The organism is Paraconexibacter sp. AEG42_29 (assembly GCF_040581415.1).
Classification (GTDB): domain Bacteria; phylum Actinomycetota; class Thermoleophilia; order Solirubrobacterales; family Solirubrobacteraceae; genus Paraconexibacter.
The window spans coordinates 3,189,201-3,210,895 of record NZ_CP114014.1; the positions used below are offsets into that span (position 1 = coordinate 3,189,201).

A 21,695-nucleotide genomic window follows, 5' to 3' on the forward strand; every position below is an offset into this window, starting at 1 on the left:
AGCGTGGGGAAATCGACGTCCGGATCCCTGGAGCCGCACCGGCGTGCGGCAGTCGTCCCGGCCCCTGCGCATCATCCGCCAGGACGTCGAACGCCACCACCCCAAAAGGTCCCCGTGCGCCACCGCAAAGGCGCCTGCAGATAGGGTCGCTGCGGATGTCCGCCGTCGATACCGCCGCCATCGCCGCACGCGCCCGCGAAACCGGCCGCCTGGGCATCGACACCGAGTTCATGGGCGAGGGCCGCTACCGGCCGCTGCTTTGCCTCATCCAGGTCGTCACCCTCGACGAGGACGGCGAGTCCGAGGTCAGGATCCTCGACCCGCTCGACGGCCCCGGGTTCGACCCCCAGCCGCTCGCTGAGGTCCTGGCCGACCCGGACGTCGAGATCGTCTTCCACGCCGGCCGCCAGGACGTCGCGATCCTACGCCGCTGCTGGGACACGACGATCACCAACATCTTCGACACGCAGGTCGCCGCCGGATTCGCCGGCCTGCGCGCGCAGCTCGGCTACGAGCCGCTGCTGAACGAGGTCCTTGGCGTCCGCCTGCAGAAGTCCGCGAGCTTCACGAAGTGGGACGCGCGCCCCCTCTCCGACGAGCAGGCCGCCTACGCCCGCGAGGACGTCCTGCACATCCTCCAGGTCGCGTCCCGGCTGCAGGAGCGCCTGGAGACGATGGGCCGTCTGGAGTGGGCGACCGAGGAGTGCCGCTTTCTCGAGTCGATCTCCGACGACCGCGATGTCGACGCGCTGTTCGAGCGCCTGCCCCGCATCGGCGGCATGGACCCGGGCGTCCGCGCGGTCGCACGGGAGCTCGTCGCCTGGCGCGAGGAGACGGCACGCGAGTCCGACCGTCCCGTCTCGAGCGTCCTGCAGGACGCTGCTTTGGTGGAGATCGCCAAGCGCAAGCCCAAGTCGATGGAGCGCCTGACGCAGATCCGCGGCCTGCACGAGGGGACGCTGCGCCGCCGCGGACGGGCGATCATCGAGGCCGTCGAGCGGGGACGCGAGCAGCCCGGGATCCCGTCCGACCAAGAGCGCGGACCGGCGCCGAACGCGGACGACGCGCCGCTGATCGCGCTCGGCGAGTCCCTCGTCCGGACCCGGGCGATGGAGGCCGAGGTCGCGTACGAGCTGCTGGCCGCCCGCGCAGACCTGCAGAAGATCGTCGTCGCGCTGCGGGACGGCAACCCCGAGCCCGCCGTGCGGACGCTCGAAGGCTGGCGCCGGGTGGTGGTCGGCGAGGAGCTGCTGGCCCTGCTCCGCGGCGAGCGCACGCTCCGCGTCGGGCCGGACCGCAAGATCGTCGCGACCGACGTCTGACTGACACGCGGTCGCTCCTGCGACCGTCACCTGAGGGGTCGCCGCTCCGTTCGTCCGGTGGGGCGTGTTTCCTCTGACCAGGCCCGACCGTGGTTCGCTACCTTGCGACGCGGCTCCCACCGCCGCGTCCCTCGACCGATAGGACTTTCATGCGCCGCATCCTGATCCTGCTCGTCCCGCTCCTGCTCGCCATGAGCTTCTCGGCCACCGCTGCTGAGGCCAAGCCCGTGCTCGGCATCGCCGACCAGAAGCCCGAGACCTTCCAGGACCAGCGTCTGAAGGACCTCAAGCTCAAGTACGCGCGGCTGTACATCCCGTGGGACGTCCTCAAGGACAGGCACAGCCTGGAGGTCACCGATCGCTGGATGGCCGGCGCGAAGGCCGACCGCCTGGAACCGCTGCTCACGATCGCGCGCTCCCGCGTCCCCAGCAAGATCCGCATCCGCCCGTCGGAGAAGGCCCTCGTCGCTGAGTTCAAGAAGTGGCGCAAGCGCTGGCCCGGCCAGGTCAGCAAGATCTCGACCTGGAACGAAGCGAATGAGTCGGAGACGGCGGCGCGGGTCGGCGGCTGGTGGCTGGCCCTCCGCAAGGCCTGCCCGACGTGCACCGTGCTCGGCGCGGACCTGCTGGACTCGCCCAACGTCCTGCAGTGGGCGTCCGACTTCGCCGCGTTCACCCAGAAGAAGGCGAAGAAGAAGCCGACGATCTGGGGCCTGCACGCCTACAACGACGCGAACACCTACCGGACGACGATCACCAAGGCGATCTTGAAGGGCGTCAAGGGGGACATCTGGATCACGGAGACCGGTGGCGTCTCGACCCGGCCGCGCCCGATCTACACGTTCACCGCCTGCGGCGTGAAGCATCAGACGAAGGCCACGAGCTTCCTGCTCAACAACATCGCGAAGCTGTCCCCGCGCATCAAGCGGATCTACATCTTCAACTGGGGCCTCGGGTCGAACGACGCGAGCTTCGACTCCGCCCTGGTCGACGCAGAGAACCGCGAGCGGCCGTCGCTGAACGTGATCCGCAAGTTCCTGGGCCAGCCCGAGGTCACCATGCCCGAGGGTGGCTTCAGCCCAGGCTCCAAGACGTGCAAGTTCAAGGGGACGCGCAAGGCGTCGGTCCCGAAGGCCGTCAAGAAGGCCAAGACGACGAAGAAGAAGTAGGCGGGCGCGGCCCACGCGCCGGTTTCCGTGAGACGCAGAGCATGAGATAGGTGCTCTGCGTCTCACGCAGCGACGCCGGCGAGCAGTCGGCGCAGCAGGTCCGCTGTGATCGCCGACTGGTCGGGGCGCAGGTCGTCCCAGACCAGACGCAGGATGCGGCAGCCCGCCAGCTGGTAGTCGGCGTCCCGGCGCCGGTCGGCACGCATCTGGGCGCGCCGCTGGTGGTAGGCACGGCCGTCCAGCTCGACGACGAGCCACGGCCGGCAGTGATAGACGCAGTCGGCCTTGTGGCCCGCGACCTTCACGTTGATCGCGTCCGGCCGCGGCAGGCCGTGCGCGGCGAGGAACCGCAGGAACCGGCGTTCGAACTCCGATTTCGTATGGGCGTCGTCCGCCTCGATGAGGCGCGTCACCAGGCCCCGTCCCGTCCGCTTCGGCGTGCGTAGCTGGGCCGCGCGGATCTGACGGATAGGGAGCCGCGGCAGCGAGTCGGCCAGCGCCCGGTAGGCCGGCCAGTCCATGACGTCGGCGAGGTCGACGAGCGTCCGCGGGATGTGGGCGACCCGGAACGGGTCCGCGCGGAAGACGTCGACGCGGTCGAGGCGGCTGACACGGTGGACGGTCAGGCCCACGCGGCTGCGGATCGTGCCCGTGACGCTCACGTGGACGTCGTCCGACGGCGGCTCGAGCCGCCAGCCGTGGAACGCAGCGGCGCTCCAGTGCGTGAGCGCGGACTCCTTGCCGCAGACCCAGAGACCCGCGAGCCAATAGGCCTCGCGTCGCAGCTGGGTGTGGCCGAGCGCAAAGACGCCGTCGTGGACGCGGTTCAGGCGGCATGCGTCGATTCGGCTCTGGATCGCGCCGCGCTTGAGGCCCAGCGCGAGCAGATCCGCGTACCGGAGCAGCCCGAACTGGCCGTTTGCCTTCTCGAGCAGCTGCTGCTCGAGTTCCCTGCGACCTAGAGCATCCATTGCATGCTCTAGGTCTCACGGAGGCGAACTCGCCCCCGTTACGTGCGCAAACAGCAGCAGTTAGGTCGTTGGCGGCAGGCCCAGCGCGCGGTAATCGGCCAGCAGGTAGGGGCCGAGCGTCGCGCTGTAGGTCATCGTGATGTGGCTGGTGTCCTTGTAGACCAGCGCGCCGCCGACCACCGGGTAGCAGAGCGCGTCGTCGCAGAAGAAGCGCGTCAGGTCGATGGTCCGCAGCCGGTCGCTCCCCATGGAGGCGGCGGCGTCTGCGAGTTCGTCCGGCTCCAGGGCCGTCGCCCGCGGCATCGCGCACCGGGTGTCCGGCCGCCAGCCCCGTGACCGCGCGCGCTCGACGCAGGCGGCCGTCGTCCCCGCGGCCTCCGGGTTGTCGCGCAGGATCACGATGCGCTTCACGCTCGCCGGCAGCGAACTGAGCGCCGACCGGTAGCCCTCGACGGCCGCCGCGTGCGGGTCGAGGCCCCGGACGGGCTTCCACCGGTAGGCCGCCGAGTTCACGATGAACACGGTCTTGATCTCGGGGTGGTGCGCGAAGAAGCGGATCGACGCGCGGACCCAGTCGAAGCAGGCGTCGGCAGCGGCCTTCTCCACGTAGTGCTGCGCGAAGCTGAACGGGCAGCTGGACCGGCGCACCGTCAGGCCGCGCCAGCGCTGCGCCCGCGCGAGGTGATCGACGGCGGCCCGCCACGCCGGCGCGTGGCTGTCACCCAACAGGCCGATGGTGGCGACCGCGCGCTGCTTGGACACCCCGAACGCGCAGACCCGGCTCGGCGGCGCCTTCGTCGGCAGGATCGTGCAGGGCGAGCTCGGCTGCAGCAGCGCGTCGTCCGGGCGCGGCGTGACGCTGAAGTAGAGCGCCGGGTTCTTGCACGGGTGCGCGGCATCGCGGGCGGCAGCGCCGAAGCAGGCCGGAACACGCGTGCTCGCAGCGGGTGCGACCCCGGCGGGGAGCGCGACAGCGCCCGCGCAGACCGCAGCCAGGGTGAGCATGAATCGACGTCCGGACCTTCGCACCATTCGTGAACCTAACAACGCGGGGGTCCATTCGATGTTCCGCCTACTGCGAGACTGCTCGCCGATGATCACGCTCCGCGCAGGTGACCTCGAGGCCGACTGGCTTCCGGACGACGGGATGGTCGGCGCCTCGCTGCGCTGGCGGGGTGGCGAGCTCCTTGGTCAGCGCGGCGGCCTGGACGCCTACCGGGCCAAGGGCTCGGCGTTCGGCATCCCCCTGCTGGCGCCGTGGGCGAACCGCCTCGACGGCCTGCAATACGGCGGCGTGACCATCGATCCAGACGCGGTGAAGCTCGACGGCAACGGGCTGCCGAAGGACGGCGTCCTGGCCGGCCGGACGTGGACGGTCGCCGAGCAGACGGACGATCATGCGGTCGTCACCCTCGACGCCGACGAGGCCATCCTCGCTGTCTTCCCCTTCCCTCACGCCTGGCAGGTCGCGGTGACGCTGGCCCCGGACGCGATGACCGTCGCCACGACGCTCACCGCCACGGGCGACGTCCCCGTCCCCATCGCGTTCGGCTGGCACCCGCTCTTCCAGCTCCCCGGCGTGCCGCGGGCGGAACTCGACGTCACCCTTCCCGTCACGACCGAGCTGACCCTGGACGACCGCGGGATCCCCGACGGCGGCACCCGCCCGGCCGAGTGGGCGACCGGCCCGCTCGCCGACCGCACCGTCGACGCCGAGTACAGCGCCTTCGACGGGGACCTGGTCCTGCGCGGCGGCGACCTGGAGCTGCGGGCGAGTTTCGGCGGGGACGACTACCCGGTCGGCCACGCCTGGGCGCCCGCGGGTGAGCCGTTCGTCGCGTGGGAGCCGATGACCGCGCCGACCAACGCGCTCGTGACCGGGGACGGCCTGCGCCACGTCCAGCCGGGTGAGTCCTTCACCGCCACGTTCAGCGTCCACGTCCGCAAGCTCACCTGAACGCCAGCGATTCCTTTAGCGTCGGGGGTCATGGAGCCCACGACGCCCCCCACCCGCATCCCCGTCCCGCGCGACCGCGAGGACGACTACAGCAACGCCGCGGCCGCCGCCCGCCGCGCGTTCGTCACGGAGCACACGGGGGCGAAGCTGGACCACGTCGGCAGCTACTCGATCGACCCGGCGACCCTGCCGGGCAACGTCGAGCACTTCGTCGGCGTGGCGCAGGTCCCGATCGGGCTCGCAGGGCCGCTGCTGGTCAACGGCGAGCACGCGCAGGGCGAGTTCTACGTCCCGCTCGCAACCGCGGAGGGGACGCTCGTGGCGAGCTACAACCGTGGCATGCGTCTGCTGCACGAGGCCGGCGGCGTGACCACCACGATCATGGCCGACCACATGCAGCGCGCGCCGTCGTTCATCTTCCCGAGCGCCCGCGAGTCCCGCGCGTTCGGCGAGTGGCTGGACGAGAACTTCGACGCGATCAAGGCCGCGGCCGAGGAGACGACGTCCACCGGCAAGCTGCAGGAGATCGAGCGCTACTCGGCCGGCCGGATCCTCTACACGCGCTTCAACTACACGACGGGCGACGCCGCCGGCCAGAACCTGACGGGCAAGGCGACGCAGGCCGCCTGCCGCTGGATCCGGGCCAACAACGACACGATCGAGCATCACTTCCTGGAGTCGAACTTCGCGACGGACAAGAAGAGCTCGACCATCAACATGCTGCGCACGCGCGGCAAGCGGGTCGTCGCCGAGGCCACGATCCCCAACGAGATCCTGCAGCGCGTGATGCGCTCCGACAGCGCGCTGATGTTCCGCGCGCGGCAGGTGTCCAACCTCGGCGGGTTCATGTCCGGCGTGAACAACAACGGCGCGCACTCAGCCAACGGCATCACGGCGATGTTCATCGCGACCGGGCAGGACGCGGCGAACGTCGCGGAGTCCTCGGCGGCGTACGTCTACGCCGAGCTGCGCGACAACGGCGACTACTACTTCTCGATCACGATCCCGTCGCTGATCGTCGCGACGTACGGCGGCGGGACGGGCCTTGGGACCCAGCGCGAGTGTCTGGAGATGATGGACTGCTACGGCACGGGCAAGGTCGGCAAGCTCGCGGAGATCGTCGCGGCGACGGTCCTCTGCGGGGAGCTGTCACTCGGGTCGGCGATCGTGGCCGAGGAGTGGGTCGACGCGCATGACGCCCATGGGCGTAATCGGCCGTGACAGCCTGAGCGGGGCGTCATCCGGGCGCATGACGCCCACGGGCGCAACCGCCCCTAGAACACGACCGTGCTGCCGTCGTGGGCGATCACGCGGTCGTCCAGGTGCCAGCGGACCGCGCGACCCAGGACCAGGCGCTCGACGTCCGCCCCCAGGCGCGCGAGCTCGTCCACGTCGGCGCGGTGATCGATCCGGACGACGTCCTGCTCGATGATCGGGCCGCTGTCGAGCTCCTCGGTGACGTAGTGCGCAGTGGCGCCGACGATCTTCACGCCCCGGTCGAGCGCCTGCTGGTAGGGCGCCGCGCCCACGAAGGCCGGCAGGAACGAGTGGTGGATGTTGATGACCGGGACGCCCACCTGCGCGAGGAACGAGCCGGACAGGATCTGCATGTAGCGGGCCAGGACGACCAGGTCGCAGGTCCCGCTCAGGAGGTCCAGCAGCGCGGCCTCGGACTCAGGCTTGGTGTCACGCGTCACCGGGACGTGGTGGTAGGTGAGCCCCATCCGCTCGACGGTGTCGCGGTGGTCGGGATGGTTCGAGATCACCGCGGTCACCTCGCCGCCCAGCGTCCCCCGCTCCGCGCGCCACAGCAGGTCCAGCAGGCAGTGCGGCTCGCGCGAGGCCAGGATCGCCACCCGACGCGGATGCGACTCGGGGACCAGGCGCCAGGCCATGCTGAAGTGGTCGGCGACGGTCGCGGCGAACCCGGTCCGCAGGTCGGCGAGGCGCTCGCCCAGCCGCGGCAGGTCGAACGTCATCCGCATGAAGAAGTGGCCGCCGGACGCAGCGGTCGAGTGCTGGTCTGACTCGACGATGTTCGCCCCTGCGGCGGCCAGGAACCCGGAGACGGCGGCGACGATGCCCGGGGCGTCCGGGCAGTCGATCAGCAGGCGGGCGCGCTCGTCGCTCATGCCGCGGGAGTATCGCGGAGCACGCGCCGACCTGGTCGCCGACCTACCGCTCAGCAGCCGCCCTTGTGGTCGCGGGCGTTGTTCGTCTCGTCGCTCTCGTCCACCTCGTTCAGGACGTCGCCCTCGGCGTGGCCGGTGGCGATGCACTTGTCGGCGTAGGTGAGCGTGGCCGAGGCGCCCGGCGCGAGGCTCATGACGCGGACCGTCGGGAAGCCGGTGACGGTGACGCCGAACGCCACTGCGCGCACCGGGCCCCGGTTCTCCACCGTGAACCTGAACGGCGTCAGGGCGGTGAGCACGAGATCGGGCCGCAGCGGAGGCGGCGGTGGCGGCGGTGGTGTGGTCGTCGTCGGGGGCGTCGTCGTTGTCGTGGTGGTGGTCGTCGTCGTCGGCGGCGTCGTCACGGTCGTTGCGGGCGGGCTGGTGGTCGTCGTGGGCGGCGGCTCCGGCGGCGGCGCCAGCGGGACATCCGGCCCCGGCCCCGGCGTCGGAGGCGGAGTCGGGTCGGCGACCGGCGCCAGCCCGGGCGGGCTGGAGATCGCGAACGGGTTCCCGGTGCCGATGGCCGGAACGATGGTGTCGAGCTCGTAGGTGACCCGGCCCTGGTCGCCGCCGAGGTCCCCCGCGCCGCCCAGGTCGTTGCCGCCGGTCACCGTCCGCCGCACGCGGGCGCCGGGGGTGTACGGATGCACGACGGCGTCGCGGTTGTCGAAGCTGTTGATGTCCCCCTGGTCATCGCTGCCGTAGATGAAGGAGTCGTCCTCGCGCAGCTCCATCCAGACCGGCAGCGCCTTGGAGGTGCGTCGGTTGCGCGCGATGGACTTCCGCCACGTCCGGTGGTCGTCCTCGAGCCAGCGGTCGACCGCCACGTCGACGATCGACGTGTCGTTCACGACGACCTTCACCCGCCCGAGTCGCCACCCGCCGCCCACGCCGTCCGAGGACTTCTCGATCTGCACGTAGCGGATGTCGCCGACGCTGAGTCCGGCGCGGGCGACCGCGTCGATCGGGACGCTGTACACGTCGTTGTCCCCGCGCTCGAAGTCGTCGTAGAGCGACTTCTCGAGGGGAAACCGCAGGGTCGGGCTGACGCGGAGGAAGACGTCGTCGTTCGTCCCCGCGTACCTGACGTCCCCAGTGTTGATGCGGACCCTGATGCTCGTCACCGGCAAGGGGTACGCGGCGCCGCGCTTGACGGCCCGCACGAAGGTGTAGGGCGCGTAGGGCTTCGGGAAGCGGAACAGGTCGTGGTCGTCGATGATGGCCGACAGGTAGTCCTGGCCGCCGATCGTGGCACGTGTGTAGAGGTCGGCGCCGTCGCCGGGTGGGAGGTCGCCGAGGTCGAAGCCGCGGACCGACAGGAACCTGAGCCGCACGAACTGCGTCGCTGCCTGGAGCGACCGGGACGATGGCACCGGGACCATGCTCTCGGTGACGTTGGTCGGCTTGCTGATCAGGCCCGGGACGATCCGCTCGAAGGTCCGGCGATAGAGCGACGGTGCCATGTCGCCGTGGTAGTCCTTGATGGCGGACCGGGCACCGAGCAGCGTGCCGCCAAAGCCCTCGCCGTCGCCGCAGCTGGGACCGGTGTCGAAGCTCACGCCCGGCTGGCACGGCCCGCCCTCGCCGTACCACCGACCGGTGGCCCGGGAGACGTCGGTGACCCCTTGCCCGATGTCGTCCGCGATCTGGAGCGTGTTGCCGACGTACCGCTGCGCCGATGCCCAGAGCGCCGGGTCGTCGAGCCAGAGCCGGATGGCCTGCACCCACTGCCGCGTGGCGAAGTAGCTGGTCTGGAACGCCTCCAGGTAGCGCGGGCGCCCGGGCCAGTCCTTGTTGAGTCCGTCCGTGAGCTTGGCGTTGCCGTTCTGCTGCCAGGACCCGTGTAGGCGATGGTTCGGGGCGCCCGAGGTGTACACGTCGCCGCGGCGCTCGCGCGGGACGTCAAACCACGTGGGGACACTGCCCTCGACCCGCTCCTCCCACCCCGGTGCCGACCCGCCGTCGCCCGTCCGCTCCACCCAGTTGCTGTGGGCGTAGAAGTCCTGCACCTCGTGAAGGCTCATCCCGATGACCGCGAGCAGGTCGAGGGCGTTCCGGCTGTCCTTCGCCGCCTGCACGAGGTTGTACGTCGCGGCCCGCAGACGCAGCCACTCGGCGGCGACGGTCGCCGTCGTCGGGAACCCCGCCGGGCGGTCCGTCGCGTCGAAATGCGAGATGGCGGCCGCGTGCCGGACGTCAGCCGGCCACATCTCGTACTCGGCCGGCAGGATCGGCTGAGCCGCAACAACGACCGCAGCGTCCGCGTGGCCGGAGTACGGGTTGTTGCCGGCCTGCCCGTAGAAGTCGACGAAGTAGTTCTGCGCCCACGTGACCCTCTCTGCCGGTCTGCTGAAGCCTTCGGCCTGCATCGCGTCGACCGTGATGTCGCCGTGCGGTCCCGAGTCGAACGCCTGCGCCGGTGCGGCCGCGAGGAGCGCGGCGACCGTTCCGATCAGGGCGCCGTAGCGGCGCGCGGAGGGCAGGATGGCGAGGTAAGGGGACATGGGCGTCCCCCTGCCCTACCGGAACTTTGTAAGTTTAGCAACAAACCGACAACGAGTCGCAGTACCGCGGGACGGTGCCCGCGACCCCGGCCGCGGTCAGCCCTGCAGCAGCGCCAGCAGGTCCTCGGCGTGCTTCTGCACGAAGCCGGGGCCGATGCCCTTGATCGCCAGCAGCTCGTCGGCGGTGGAGGGGCGGCGGCGCACGACCTCGCGCAGGGTCGCGTCCGTCGCGACCGTGTACGCAGGCTTGCCCGCGGCGCGCTGGCGGCGCCACGCCTTCAGCGGCTCGAGGTCGGCGTCGGCGACGGGCGGGCCATCGTCCACGGGCGCGGAGCCCGAGCCGCTACGGGACGACCTGCGCGCAGCGACCTTGATCTCCGGCAGCCAGTCGACGGGGTCGTGGACGTCGCAGCAGCGGCCGAGCGGGTGCCCCTCCTCGGGGTCGCCGAAGTGGTCCAGGAGCTGACGCCGTCGGCAGACGTCCCCGCCGCCGGCGTACTTCTCGATCGATCGGTAGGCCTGCCAGCGCCGGTCCGTCGACGCCCGGCACATCTGCGCGATCGCGCGATGGTCGACGTCGCCCGCGGCGAGCTGCACCCGCAGACGGCCCCCGGCGCCCGGCTGCAGCGTGAGGGCACCGGCACGCTCGGCGATCGCCAGCGCGATGCGGTCGCGGTCCTGACCGGCGTCGACCTCGGCCGCCCCGCCCCCGCCGGCCTGCGCGCGCAGGCGGCCGACGAGCGCGCCGACCTGCTCGACGGTGACCTCGGCCTCGCGGATGAAGCGGACCAGGCGCCCGAGGTCCGACCGCGAGGCGAGCAGGACCGCGCGCCCCAGCTCGCCGTCGCGGCCCGCACGCCCGGCCTCCTGGTAGTAGGCCTCGAGCGAGGACGGCAGCGCCCAGTGCCAGACCGAGCGCACGTCGGCCTTGTCGACGCCCATGCCGAAGGCGTTCGTGGCGACGACGACGTCCGCGTCGCCGCGCATGAAGGTGTCCTGGCGCCGGGCGCGCACGTCCCCGGACATGCCCGCGTGGTAACCGACGGCGTTCAGGCCGGCGGCCGCGAGCATGTCGGTGACCTCCTCGGTGCTCTTGCGCGTGCCGCAGTAGACGACGGCCGGGCGGTTGGCCGGGTCGGACACACCGGCAACCAGCGTGGCGCGCTTGCGGGCGACCGAGCCCTCGCCGTCGAACGGCAGCACGTCGAAGGACAGGTTCGGCCGGTCGAAGCCGGAGCGCACGCGCTCGGCCTCGCGCAGCGCCAGCCGCGCGACGATCTCGTCCGCAACCTTCGGCGTCGCGGTCGCCGTGCAGGCCATGACCGGCGGATGGCCGAGCTCGGCGATGACGGCCGCCAGGCGCAGGTAGTCCGGCCGGAAGTCGTGGCCCCACTCGCTGACGCAGTGCGCCTCGTCGACGACGAACAGCGCGAGAGCCCGCGTGCGCAGGGCGTTCCGGAACACGCCGGACGCAAACCGCTCGGGTGCGGCGAAGACGACCTTGGCGGTGCCGTCGCGGATGGCGCCGAGCGCGCGGCGGTTGCTGTCCCCGTCCCCACCCGACGCCAGCATCACGGCCGGGTGCCCGAGGTCCGTCAGGCGCTGGCACTGGTCGCGCATGAGGGCGATCAGCGGTGAGACGACGACGGTCAGGTCCTTACCCGCGAGCGCCGGGAGCTGGTAGCAGAGGCTCTTGCCGCCACCGGTCGGCATGACGACGAGCGAGTCGCGCCCGTCGAGGGCGGCCTGGACCGCCTCGCGCTGCCCGGGACGGAAGGACTCCAGGCCGAGGTGCGCCAGGAGCGAGTCGGGCGTGACGTGGGCCAGCGAGGCGCGCTCCGGCGGCGGGCCGGCGGGGACCGGTGATTCCGCGGAATCGCCCTCCCAGGCGGGGGCCGACCCCCAATCCTCGCCGCCGGACCCTGCGGAACCGTCCTCGACGGTCGCCAGGTAGGCGAAGTAGTCGTCCTCGTCGCTCGGGGACGCGGTCGTTGCGGGTGCAGGCCCGTGGTCGGCCGGCGCGGGCGCGGGCGCGGACGCGGGCGCGGACGGGACGGGATCGCGGTGGGCGGGCACGGGGGCGGTCGGCGCCGCGGCGACCGGCGGAGTGGTGGCTGCCGCGGCGGGAGCGTCGAACAAGGACGGGCGGGCAGCCTCCTCGGCTGCGGCGACGCGCTCGGCGGCCAGCTTGGCCAGCGGCGTCAGCGCGGCCCGCTCGGCCTTGTCCAGCTGCTTCCAGGCGGCGCGGACGGTGTCCAGGCGGCGGGAGGCGTCAGGCGCGCCGGGATTCGCGAAGACCTCGGCAAGCTGGGCGAGCGCGTCGTGCACCCCTGGAACGTAGCGGCGCGACCCGACCGCACCGCGGGTCCCCTGCACGACGGGCTGAGGACCGTCGCGGCCCGGGCACATTCGGGCGCCCCGACCGCAGTCGGCGACGGTGGCAGTCCTTGGTCGCGCCTGACGCGCTGCCACAGCCTGGCCGCTCACCCGGTGTGGCAGCACCAGATGTCGTTTTCCGACACCTGGTGCTGCCACACCGTTGGGCTTACGCCGCTCCGAGGCCCACTCGCGTCTGCACGGCACCGGCCGTGTCAGCCCGCGCCGCCTTTGGAATCGTCCCGCTAGGCGGGACGGCCGCCCAACAGATCCGTTGCGCGCAACGATAGCGTTGGGTAAGATGAACCGATGAGCACCGCTGCCGCCCCGAAGTCCCGCAAGCCGTCCCCCCGCCCCGCGCGGCTCGCTGCGGTAGCCGATAAGGACCCCCAGACCTGGCGTGCCGCCGAGCGCGCGCAGTTCCTCATCGACACCGTCGGCGGCGTCAACGTGCTGGCACGGACGCTCGGCGTCTCCCCCAGCCAGCCCTCCCGCTGGCGGTCGGGCAAGGAGGTGCCCAGCGCCGAGGTGGCGGCCCGGCTCCTGGACCTCGACCACGTCCTCGCCCTCGCCGTGCAGTCCTGGCACCCGAAGGTCGTCATGGACTGGATGACCACCGCCAACGGGTTCCTGGAGGGCGCCCGGCCGCTCGACGTCCTGCGCGAGCACGGCTCCGCCGAGGTGATCGACGCCCTGAAGGCGACCCTCAGCGGCGCCTACGCCTAGCCGCCGGCCGTGCTCCTCTACCGGGTCTTCCCCCACCGGCCCGCGGCCAGGCCCGGGACCCCCGGCCACCCGTCCTATGTCCACCCCGTCCAGGGCAAGGGACGCTGGGACAACCCGCAGCACTACCTCGCCTGGTACGTCGCGAGCGACCAGGCCAGCGCCGTCGGCGAGGTCTTTGCGCACCTTGCGACGTGGCGCGAGGAGATGTTCGAGTTTCCGCACGTCCCGGGGTCGCGGCGGGCGCTCGGCGTGTACCGGCTGCCGGACGACCTGCCGTACGTCGACCTCGACGACGCTCAGACCCTCGTCGACCGCGGCATGCGCCCGAGCCAGGTCATCGAGCGCAACCGGCCGTACACGCAGGACAAGGCGCTCGAGATCTACCGCGAGCAGCGGTGGAGCGGCCTGCGCTGGTGGTCCTTCCACCGGCCGCAGTGGCGGGTCTGGTGCCTCTGGGACGTTGCCCCGGTGGTCGAGGAGGTCCAGCGCCTGGACATCGCGCACGTCGCCGTGCGCGATGCCGCCGGGGCGCTGGCCCGGCCTGTCGCCGGCTGACTCAGCCGCGGCCACCGCCCGCGAGGTCGACCGAATCCCCGGGCGAGCGCAGCAGGAGCCGCTTGGCGCCGGTGAATGTGTTGACGCTCCAGGTGCCCGACGTCTTCAGGACGGCCGGGACCGGCGCCGTCACTGTGACGGTGTAGGTGACCTTCACGCTCTTGACCTTCGCGAGCTTCTTCCGCACCGCCGCGGACGCCTTCACGTCGACGGCCCCACCGTCCTCGCCCTCGCCGGTCGCCGCCTTGGCCACGACCTTCGCCGTCCCGAGGGTCGCGGACGTGAGCTTCAGCTTCTTCTTCGTCGCGGCGTCGACCGTGATCTTCGCCGTGCCGGTGGGGACGCAGTCGACGAACGTGTTCGTGCCGGCGGCGACGCACGAAACGGTGAGGTGGTGCGTGATCGCAGGCCCGGTGTCCAGCTTGGTGACGCCGATGCCGCGGACGGCGAACGCCGCGTCCTGAGCGGAGGCAGCTCCCGATAGCGCGAGGAGCGCCGCCGAAGCACCGACAACGGTGGTGGCAGCGGCGACCGCGGCCCAGGAACGGCGAGACGACGGAATGGCTTGGCGCATGGGCTCTTCCTGGTGGACGGCACGGACGTGCCGAGGGGCCCGACCCTACCCGCGTCTACTTGATCGCGTCGTACACCTTGAACAGCGGCAGGTACATCGAGATGACGATGAAGCCGACGATGCTGCCGACGACCACGATCATCACCGGCTCGAGGATCGAGGTGAGCGCCTTGACGGCCGCCTCGACCTGGTCCTCGTAGAAGTCCGCGACCTTCGAGAGCATCGTGTCCAGGGCGCCGGTCTCCTCACCGACGCCGAGCATGTGCGTGACCATGCCGGGGAAGACGGGCGAGTCCTTGAGCGGACCGCTGATCGTCCCGCCGTTGCGGACGGAGGTGATGACGGCGTCCATCGCCTCCTCGATGACGGCGTTGCCGGCGGTGCGGCCCGTGATCTCGAGGGCGAGCAGCAGCGGGACGCCGGCGCTCATGAGGGCGCTCAGGGTGCGCGACCAGCGGGCGAGGGCGATCTTCTGGACGATCGTGCCGATGCCCATGGGGATGCGCAGGCGGAAGCGGTCCCACTGGGGCCGTCCTGTCTCGCTGACCTTCCACTTGCGGAAGGCGACGATGAGCGCGGCGGTGACGCCGAAGATGATGTACCAGTAGCCCGTCAGCGCGTTCGACGCGGTGACCGTGATCTTGGTGACGGCCGGCAGCTCGCCGCCGAACTCGTCGAAGACCCCGATGAACACCGGGATCAGGAAGGCGACGAGGGCCAGGACGACGACCAGCGAGAAGCCGATGACGACGGAGGGGTACGCCATGGCGGCCTTGACCTGCCGGCGCAGCGCGTCCTCCTTCTCGAGCTGATCGGCGACGCGCAGCAGGGCGGAGTCCAGGACGCCGCCGGTCTCCCCCGCCTCGGTCATCGCCGTGAACAGCGGGCTGAAGACCTTGGGATGCCGGGCCATCGCCTCGGACAGCGGCAGGCCGGCCTCGACGTCCTTGCGGATGTCGACGATCGTGCGCTGCAGCAGCTCGTTCTCGGTCTGGGCCTCCAGCACGTAGAGCGCGCGCAGGATCGTCATGCCGCTGTCGACCATCGTCGCCAGCTGGCGGGTCATGACGGTCAGGTCCGCGGCCTTGACGCGCTCGAAGAACTTGAAGTTCAGCTCACGCGAGCTGTGCTTGTCGGCGATCTCCAGGACGATCAGCCCGCGCTGCTTGAGCTGGTCGGAGACGGCCTGCTTGCTCTCGGCCTCGACCTCGCCACCGGCCTTCGCGCCGGTGAGGTCCATCGCCTTGAAGACGTAGGTGGACATGATCAGGCCGCCATCCCGTAGTTGCCACCGGCTCCGCCGCCGCCGAAGCTCGACGCGCCGAGGATCCGGCGCAGCTCGTCCGGCGTGTCCGACCGCGCCTCGGCGACGCGCTGGGTGATCTTGCCCGAGCGCACGAGCGCGGCCAGGGCGGTGTCCATCGACTGCATCCCGACCCCGGAGCCGGTCTGCATCGAGGAGAGGATCTGGTGGGTCTTGCCCTCCCGGATCAGGTTCCGCACGGCGGCGGTCGGGACGAGGATCTCGCAGGCGACCGCGCGGCCGGCGCCGTCGGCGGTCGGGATCAGCGTCTGCGTGATCACGCCCTGCAGCGCGATCGAGAGCTGGACCCGGATCTGCTGCTGCTGATGGGCGGGGAAGACGTCGATGACGCGGTCGATGGTGGACGGCGCGCTCTGCGTGTGCAGCGTCGCGAACACGAGGTGGCCGGTCTCCGCCGCGGTGAGCGCGGTGGAGATGGTGTCCAGGTCGCGCATCTCGCCGACGAGGATGACGTCCGGATCCTCACGTAGGGCGGCCTTCAGGCCGGCGGCGAACGAGTGCGCGTCGGCCCCGATCTCCCGCTGGTTGACCATGCACTTGCGGTGGCCGTGCAGGAACTCGATCGGGTCCTCGATCGTGAGGATGTGCTCCTCGCGGGTCGCGTTGATCTCGTCGACCATGGACGCGAGCGTCGTGGACTTGCCGGAGCCGGTCGGGCCCGTCACGAGGACGATGCCGCGCGGCTTCTTGCACAGCTCGTGGACGACCGGCGGCAGGCCGAGGTCGTCGATCGGCGTGATCTGCGCCGGGATCAGGCGGAAGGCGGCACCGAGGGCACCGCGCTGGAAGTAGGCGTTGACGCGGAAGCGGGCGCGGCCCGGGATCGAGTAGGCGAAGTCGAGCTGCCACTCGGTCTCCAGGCGCTGGCGCTGGTCGTTCGAGAGGATCGAGTAGACGATCTCCCGCGTCTCGGTCGCGTCGAGCATCGGGTACTCGTCCAGCGGCGTCAGCCGGCCCCGCACGCGCACCATGGGATGCGAGCCGGCGGTGATGTGGAGGTCGGACGCCCGGCGGTCCAGGACGTCAAGGAGGAGATCGGCGAAATCGAAGCGCATCGTGCTGTTCCTATCGGCCCCGGCCCCCGATCCTTGAGGGTTCAGCAGGCCTTTTGGACAGCGCCGGCGCTCAATAATCCTCGGCGATGCCGGTGCCCGTCACGCGGGCGACCTCGCTGATGGACGTGCGTCCCTGACGGACCTTCTCGAGGCCGTCCTCGCGCAGCCGGCGCATGCCGGACCGCATGGCGGAGGCGGCGATCTCGTCGGCCGACGAGCGCTCGATGATGAGCTTGCGGATCTCCTCGGTGATGGTCATCACCTCGTAGAGGCCGAGCCGTCCCTTGTAGCCCGAGCCGCCGCAGCGGCCGCAGCCGACCGGGTCGTACGCCTCGATGTCCATCCGCGCCGGGAACCCGCTGTTGCGCAGCACCTCGGCACTCAGGATCGTCCGCGTCTTGCAGTTCGGGCACAGCGTCCGGGCCAAGCGCTGGCCGACGACGCAGTCCAGCGCGCTGGCGACTAGGAACGGCTCGATGCCCATCTCGATGAGGCGGGTGATCGCGGTCGGCGCGTCGTTCGTGTGCAGCGTGGAGAGCACCATGTGCCCGGTGAGCGCGGCCTCGATGGCGATCTGCGCGGCCTCGCGGTCCCGGATCTCGCCGACCATGATCACGTCGGGGTCGGCGCGCATCATCGAGCGCAGGCCGTTGGCGAAGGTCAGCCCGGCGCGGGTGTTGACCTGGATCTGAGTGATCCCGTCGAGCTCGTACTCGACCGGGTCCTCGATCGTGATGACGTTCTTCTCCGGCGTGTTCAGCTCGCCGAGCGCCGCGTAGAGCGACGTGGACTTGCCCGAGCCGGTCGGGCCGGTGACGAGGACCGCGCCGTAGGCCTGGTGGAACGCACGCTGGAAGCGGACCCGCTCGGGCTCCAGGAACCCGAGCTTGTCGAGCTCCATCACGACGGCGGTCTTGTCCAGGATCCGCATCACGGCGCCCTCGCCGTGGACGGACGGGAGCGTGACGATGCGCAGGTCGATGTGGCGGCCGTCGATCGTCAGGCCGACGCGGCCGTCCTGCGGCAGGCGCTTCTCCGCGATGTTCAGCTCGGCCATGATCTTGATGCGGCTGATGACGCCGTTGACCATCCGGCGGGGGACGGTCGTGGTGTCCTTCAGCACGCCGTCGATCCGGAAGCGGACGCGCATCTGCGTGCCCTCGGAGGCGAGGTGCACGTCGGAGGCGCCCTGCTCGGCGGCCTGGGCGATGATCTGGTTGACGAGCTTGATGACCGGCGCCTCGTCGGCGGACTCGCGCAGGTCGACGACCTCGGCGTCGTCCTCGGCGGCCTCCTGCGCGGTCGAGGCGACGACGTCGTCCAGCCGGGTGAGGCGGCTGACGAGGCCGGTGATGTCCTCGCGCGAGGACACGACCGGGCGCACGTCGTAGCCCGTCATCAGCGCGATGTCGTCGAGCGCCAGGACGTTGGCCGGGTCCGCCATGGCGACGACCAGACCGCGGTCGCCGACGAAGGCGACCGGGACCGCGTCGTAGCGGCGGGCGGCAGCGGTGTTGATGAGGTTCGCCGCGCCCATGTCGACGTTGAACGCCGTCAGGTCGAGGTGATCGAGGCCGTGGCGTTCGGCGACGGCGCGCGAGAGCGAGATCTGGTCGATCTCCCCGCGCTCGAGGAGGACGGCCTCGGGGGTGACGCCGCCCGACCGCGACGTGTCGATGGCGGCGTCGACGCGCTCGCGCGGGACCATGCCCAGGTCGACGATGACGTCGGTCAGGAAGCGTGCGTTGCCCCCGCGGGACCGAGGGCGCGTGATCCCGTCCCACTTGTTCCCGGCCGCGCCCTCGCCGGCGGTTGCCGCCGCCGAGGAGGCGGGCCCGGGGACGGGGCGCAGGTGGGGTGGATCTGGGGACATGTCAGTGGGGTGGTATTCCACGAGCACCGTCTCGCATGGCGTCGATTGGCGCCCGGACACCGGTCCAGGCTTCAAGACTCAGTGCTCCCTGATGAACCAGTATCTCCAAGCCGTCAACCACGGACACCTCGCGGTCCCGAGCCGCGCCGATGAGGGCCGTGTCGCCGTCTCGGTAGACCAGGTCCACCAGACACGAGTATTCATTGATCGCATCGGCGCTCAGCGGCAGTTCCTTGAACGTCGTGGACACATCGTGCAGTCCGACGCTCGTGCAGTTGACCAGCAGGTCCGCGCTGCCGATGACCTCCACCGCGCGCACGTCCAGGTCAGCTGCGAGCCGCTGCGCCCGCTGTGGACTGCGGTTCCAGACCGCCACGTCGGCCGCGCCGGCGTCACGCAGCGCCCACGCGACGCCGCGCGCGCTGCCCCCGGCCCCAAGCACCACGGCCGTCCGTCCGCGCACCGGCCACGGCAGCGTGGCGATGAGCCCCGGGGCGTCGGTGTTGTCGGCGTGGATCGCGCCTTCAGCGCTGAAGCTGAGCGTGTTCGCCGCGCCGATCGCCCGTGCGGCCGGGGTCGCCGTGTCGGCCAGCGCGAGCGCGGCCTCCTTGTGCGGGATCGTCACGTTCGCGCCGACGAACCCGGCGCCGGGCAGGCCGCGGACCGTCTCGGCGAACAGCTCGGGCGGGACCGGGAGGCGCTGGTAGGACCAGCCCTCCCCCAGCCCCATCTGCGCCAGCGCCGCGGTGTGCATGGCGGGGGACCGGCTGTGCGCCACCGGCCACCCGAGCACACCCAGCCGGCGCATCAGCAGTTCGACGGGTCCTTGCCGCCCAGCTCTTCGCGCTTGGCGTTGTACGCCTCCACGTCGCGCACGAACTTCTCGTCGCTCGCGCTGAACGCGTGGGCGCCGTTGCCGCACGGCTTGACGACGTAGTAGAGGAAGTTCACCTTCGCCGGCCGTGCCGCCGCCCGCAGCGACGCAAGGCCGGGGCTGGAGATCGGCGTGGGCGGCAGGCCCTTGCGGGTGTAGGTGTTGTACGGCGCGTCGCGCTCGAGCTCCGACTGCCGGATGGGCCGGGCGTCGGACCCGTAGTTGCCGGTCCCGTAGCGGATGGTCGCGTCGATCTTCAGCTCCATGCCGAGCTTGAGGCGGTTGTAGATGACCGCGGCGATCAGCGGGCGGTCCTTCGCCGTCTGCGCCTCGTTCTCGATCAGCGACGCGATCGTCAGCACGTCGTAGCGCGACAGGTTCTTCGACTTCGCGTAGGCGTAGTCGACCTTCGCCGTCTCGCGCTTGTAGACCTTCAGCTGCTCGGCGACGAGCGTCGCGGTGCTGGCCGTCGTCCGCAGGCGGTAGGTCGCCGGGAACAGGAAGCCTTCGGGGGTCTTGACCGACTTCGGCGCGCCGAGCGACCGGATCGTGCGCCGGGCGGACGCCGATCGGGTGGCCTTCGTGTAGCTGCCGCTGAGCTCCGCGCGGTGGGCGAGCGACCCGACCTGCTTGATGGTCAGGCCCTCGGGGATGGCGACGTCGAGCGTCGCGACGACCTTCGGCGCGATCATCAGCGCCTTGATCGCGTCGTCGTACGCCATGTCCTTCTTCAGGACGTGGGGCCCCGACCGCAGCTTGTCGCGGTCGCCGGAGAAGCGGGCGCGCAGCGAGAAGATGAGGCCGTTGTCGACCACGCCGGCGTCGGCGAGCTGGTCGCCGATCTGGCGCGCGCCGGAGCCGTCGGGGATCACGACGCGGACCTGCCCCTCCCCGTCGCCGTGCAGCGGCTGCCAGAACTTGTTGGCGCCGTAGGCGATCAGGAGCAGGACGATGATCAGGATCGCCGGGCCGACGCGCTTGACGCCGCGACGGGATCGCGGGGTCCCGCGGCCGCGGGGCGGCGCACCGAAGCGCGGCAGGCCGTCGGCGCCGGCCGCGGTCGCGAACGCCGACGCGGGGACGCGCTTGACGCCGACCGGCCGGTCGGACTCGCCGTCGTGCCCGAGGACGCGGACGGGACGGTCGTCGTCGTCGTGGTCGATGGCGACGTCGGGACGGGTCGGCGGGACCGGGCGGTGGCGGGCGGTGTCGTCGTCCGGCGGCGGAACGGGGTCGATGCGCGTCGGCTCGTCGGTCTCCCAGCTGAGCGCCGGGCGCGGCGGGATGATCCGCGGGGCCGTGCGGGCGTCGGCGGACTCGTCGGCGAACGGCTCGTCCTCGTCCTCGTCGAAGAACGACTCGGCCGCGCGCGGAGCGGGCGCGGCGGGGGGCGTCTCGCGCGGTGCCGGCGGGGTCTGGAAGGACTCCTCGTAGACGGGCTCTTCGTCGGCCGAGTCCTCGAAGTGGTGAGCGCGGTTGTCGACCTTGCGCGGTGCGGCCTGCTCGGGGGCGGGGACGTGGTCGTCGGCGAGCCACGCCGGGTCACCGGGAAGCGGCTGCTCGTCGGGCGGGAGCGGCTGCTCGTCCGCCGGCAGGTACGGCTCGGGCACCGGGACGTCGTCGTACGCCGCCTCGGCCGCCGGGACGTCCTCGAACGCCGTGTCCGGATCTGGCTCCGCTGCCGGGCGGACCGGCCGGGCGGGCGGCTCGCGGCCGTCCTTGCGCGCACGGCGCGCCTCGCGCTCGAGGCGGGCCTGCTCGCGCGCCTCGGCGCTGCGGGCGCGCTCGTCGCTGCCGCCGCCACCGCTCTTGCCGCCGCCGAAGACCGGGCTCATGCCGTCGTCCCCCGCGCCTGGTGCGTCATCCAGTCCAGCAGCAGGACGGCGGCCGCGCGTGAGTCCTCCGACGTCCGCGCGTCACCGCCCGCGGCCTGGGCAGCGATGCTCGTGGTGAAGCGCTCGTCGTACATCTCGACCGGGACCCGCGGGATGGCCTCGGCCAGGCGCGCGGCGAACGCGCGGGCCTCGGTGGTCTGCGCGGTGTCGCGCCCGGAGAGCCCGAGCGGCAGGCCGACCACGACGCGCTTGACCCCGTGCTCGCGGACCGTCCCGATCACGCGGGCGAAGCCCTTGCGGGTGTCCGGCCGGAGGACCGGCGCGATCGGCGTGGCCAGCGTCCCGGTGGGGTCGCTCAGGGCACAGCCGCACCGCGCACTGCCGTAGTCGAGCGCCAACACCCGCA

General features: G+C 71.6%; 18 protein-coding genes. 6 read left to right on the top strand and 12 right to left on the bottom strand.

The window, feature by feature from the left end:
• The first annotated feature begins 155 nt into the window (after nt 1–155).
• Entirely contained in the window at nt 156–1,322 is a 1,167-nt protein-coding gene (locus DSM112329_RS15545) for a ribonuclease D (protein ID WP_354697466.1), read from the top strand.
• A 149-nt stretch (nt 1,323–1,471) separates the two neighbouring features.
• A complete protein-coding gene (locus DSM112329_RS15550) occupies nt 1,472–2,491 on the top strand; it encodes a hypothetical protein (protein WP_354697467.1) in 1,020 nt (339 codons plus the stop codon).
• Nucleotides 2,492–2,553: 62 nt separating this feature from the next.
• Here the strand turns inward: DSM112329_RS15550 and DSM112329_RS15555 are convergent, their stop codons facing one another.
• Both DSM112329_RS15555 and DSM112329_RS15560 read right to left on the bottom strand, forming a co-directional pair.
• Entirely contained in the window at nt 2,554–3,462 is a 909-nt protein-coding gene (locus DSM112329_RS15555; protein WP_354697468.1) for a hypothetical protein, read from the bottom strand.
• A gap of 60 nt (nt 3,463–3,522) precedes the next feature.
• Complete coding sequence (locus tag DSM112329_RS15560; protein WP_354697469.1) at nt 3,523–4,467, bottom strand: SGNH hydrolase domain-containing protein; 945 nt, start codon at nt 4,465–4,467, stop codon at nt 3,523–3,525.
• Between the two features lie 88 nt (nt 4,468–4,555).
• On the opposite strand from DSM112329_RS15560, the gene DSM112329_RS15565 reads away from it, so the two are divergent.
• Together DSM112329_RS15565 and DSM112329_RS15570 are read left to right on the top strand one after the other, a co-directional pair.
• On the top strand, nt 4,556–5,419 hold the full coding sequence (locus DSM112329_RS15565; protein WP_354697470.1) for an aldose 1-epimerase: 864 nt from the start codon (nt 4,556–4,558) through the stop codon (nt 5,417–5,419).
• A 30-nt stretch (nt 5,420–5,449) separates the two neighbouring features.
• Nucleotides 5,450–6,640 carry a hydroxymethylglutaryl-CoA reductase gene (locus DSM112329_RS15570; protein ID WP_354697471.1) on the top strand — a complete coding sequence of 397 codons (1,191 nt, stop codon included), beginning with the start codon at nt 5,450–5,452 and terminating at the stop codon, nt 6,638–6,640.
• Between the two features lie 53 nt (nt 6,641–6,693).
• Here the strand turns inward: DSM112329_RS15570 and purU are convergent, their stop codons facing one another.
• The 3 genes from purU to DSM112329_RS15585 all read right to left on the bottom strand — a co-directional run bounded on the left by purU (nt 6,694) and on the right by DSM112329_RS15585 (nt 12,425).
• Nucleotides 6,694–7,551 carry a formyltetrahydrofolate deformylase gene (gene purU, locus DSM112329_RS15575; RefSeq protein ID WP_354697472.1) on the bottom strand — a complete coding sequence of 286 codons (858 nt, stop codon included), beginning with the start codon at nt 7,549–7,551 and terminating at the stop codon, nt 6,694–6,696.
• A gap of 50 nt (nt 7,552–7,601) precedes the next feature.
• Nucleotides 7,602–10,097: a PLAT/LH2 domain-containing protein gene (locus DSM112329_RS15580; protein WP_354697473.1), complete on the bottom strand. Its 2,496-nt coding sequence runs from the start codon at nt 10,095–10,097 to the stop codon at nt 7,602–7,604.
• 96 nt (nt 10,098–10,193) lie between these two features.
• Nucleotides 10,194–12,425, bottom strand: a complete 2,232-nt coding sequence (locus DSM112329_RS15585) for an ATP-dependent DNA helicase RecQ (protein WP_354697474.1) — start codon at nt 12,423–12,425, stop codon at nt 10,194–10,196.
• Nucleotides 12,426–12,782: 357 nt separating this feature from the next.
• Here DSM112329_RS15585 and DSM112329_RS15590 point away from each other — a divergent pair, with 357 nt between their 5' ends.
• Nucleotides 12,783–13,199 carry a hypothetical protein gene (locus DSM112329_RS15590; RefSeq protein ID WP_354697475.1) on the top strand — a complete coding sequence of 139 codons (417 nt, stop codon included), beginning with the start codon at nt 12,783–12,785 and terminating at the stop codon, nt 13,197–13,199.
• 9 nt (nt 13,200–13,208) lie between these two features.
• The gene (locus tag DSM112329_RS15595; protein ID WP_354697476.1) at nt 13,209–13,754 is read left to right on the top strand and encodes an RES family NAD+ phosphorylase; all 546 of its coding nucleotides are present in this window, start codon (nt 13,209–13,211) and stop codon (nt 13,752–13,754) included.
• A gap of 1 nt (nt 13,755) precedes the next feature.
• Here the strand turns inward: DSM112329_RS15595 and DSM112329_RS15600 are convergent, their stop codons facing one another.
• The 7 genes from DSM112329_RS15600 to ruvX form a co-directional block, all read right to left on the bottom strand.
• Nucleotides 13,756–14,328: a hypothetical protein gene (locus DSM112329_RS15600; RefSeq protein WP_354697477.1), complete on the bottom strand. Its 573-nt coding sequence runs from the start codon at nt 14,326–14,328 to the stop codon at nt 13,756–13,758.
• 55 nt (nt 14,329–14,383) lie between these two features.
• The gene (locus tag DSM112329_RS15605; protein WP_354697478.1) at nt 14,384–15,592 is read right to left on the bottom strand and encodes a type II secretion system F family protein; all 1,209 of its coding nucleotides are present in this window, start codon (nt 15,590–15,592) and stop codon (nt 14,384–14,386) included.
• 2 nt (nt 15,593–15,594) lie between these two features.
• On the bottom strand, nt 15,595–16,707 hold the full coding sequence (locus DSM112329_RS15610) for a type IV pilus twitching motility protein PilT (RefSeq protein ID WP_354697479.1): 1,113 nt from the start codon (nt 16,705–16,707) through the stop codon (nt 15,595–15,597).
• A 70-nt stretch (nt 16,708–16,777) separates the two neighbouring features.
• Nucleotides 16,778–18,580, bottom strand: coding sequence for an ATPase, T2SS/T4P/T4SS family (locus DSM112329_RS15615; RefSeq protein ID WP_354697480.1), 1,803 nt, complete (start codon nt 18,578–18,580; stop codon nt 16,778–16,780).
• Between the two features lies 1 nt (nt 18,581).
• A complete protein-coding gene (aroE, locus tag DSM112329_RS15620) occupies nt 18,582–19,388 on the bottom strand; it encodes a shikimate dehydrogenase (RefSeq protein WP_354697481.1) in 807 nt (268 codons plus the stop codon).
• Nucleotides 19,388–21,289, bottom strand: coding sequence for an endolytic transglycosylase MltG (gene mltG, locus DSM112329_RS15625; protein ID WP_354697482.1), 1,902 nt, complete (start codon nt 21,287–21,289; stop codon nt 19,388–19,390). Before mltG ends, aroE begins: the two co-directional genes overlap by 1 nt.
• The gene (gene ruvX, locus DSM112329_RS15630; RefSeq protein ID WP_354697483.1) at nt 21,286–21,690 is read right to left on the bottom strand and encodes a Holliday junction resolvase RuvX; all 405 of its coding nucleotides are present in this window, start codon (nt 21,688–21,690) and stop codon (nt 21,286–21,288) included. The genes mltG and ruvX overlap by 4 nt, the downstream gene beginning before the upstream one ends.
• Nucleotides 21,691–21,695 lie beyond the last annotated feature (5 nt).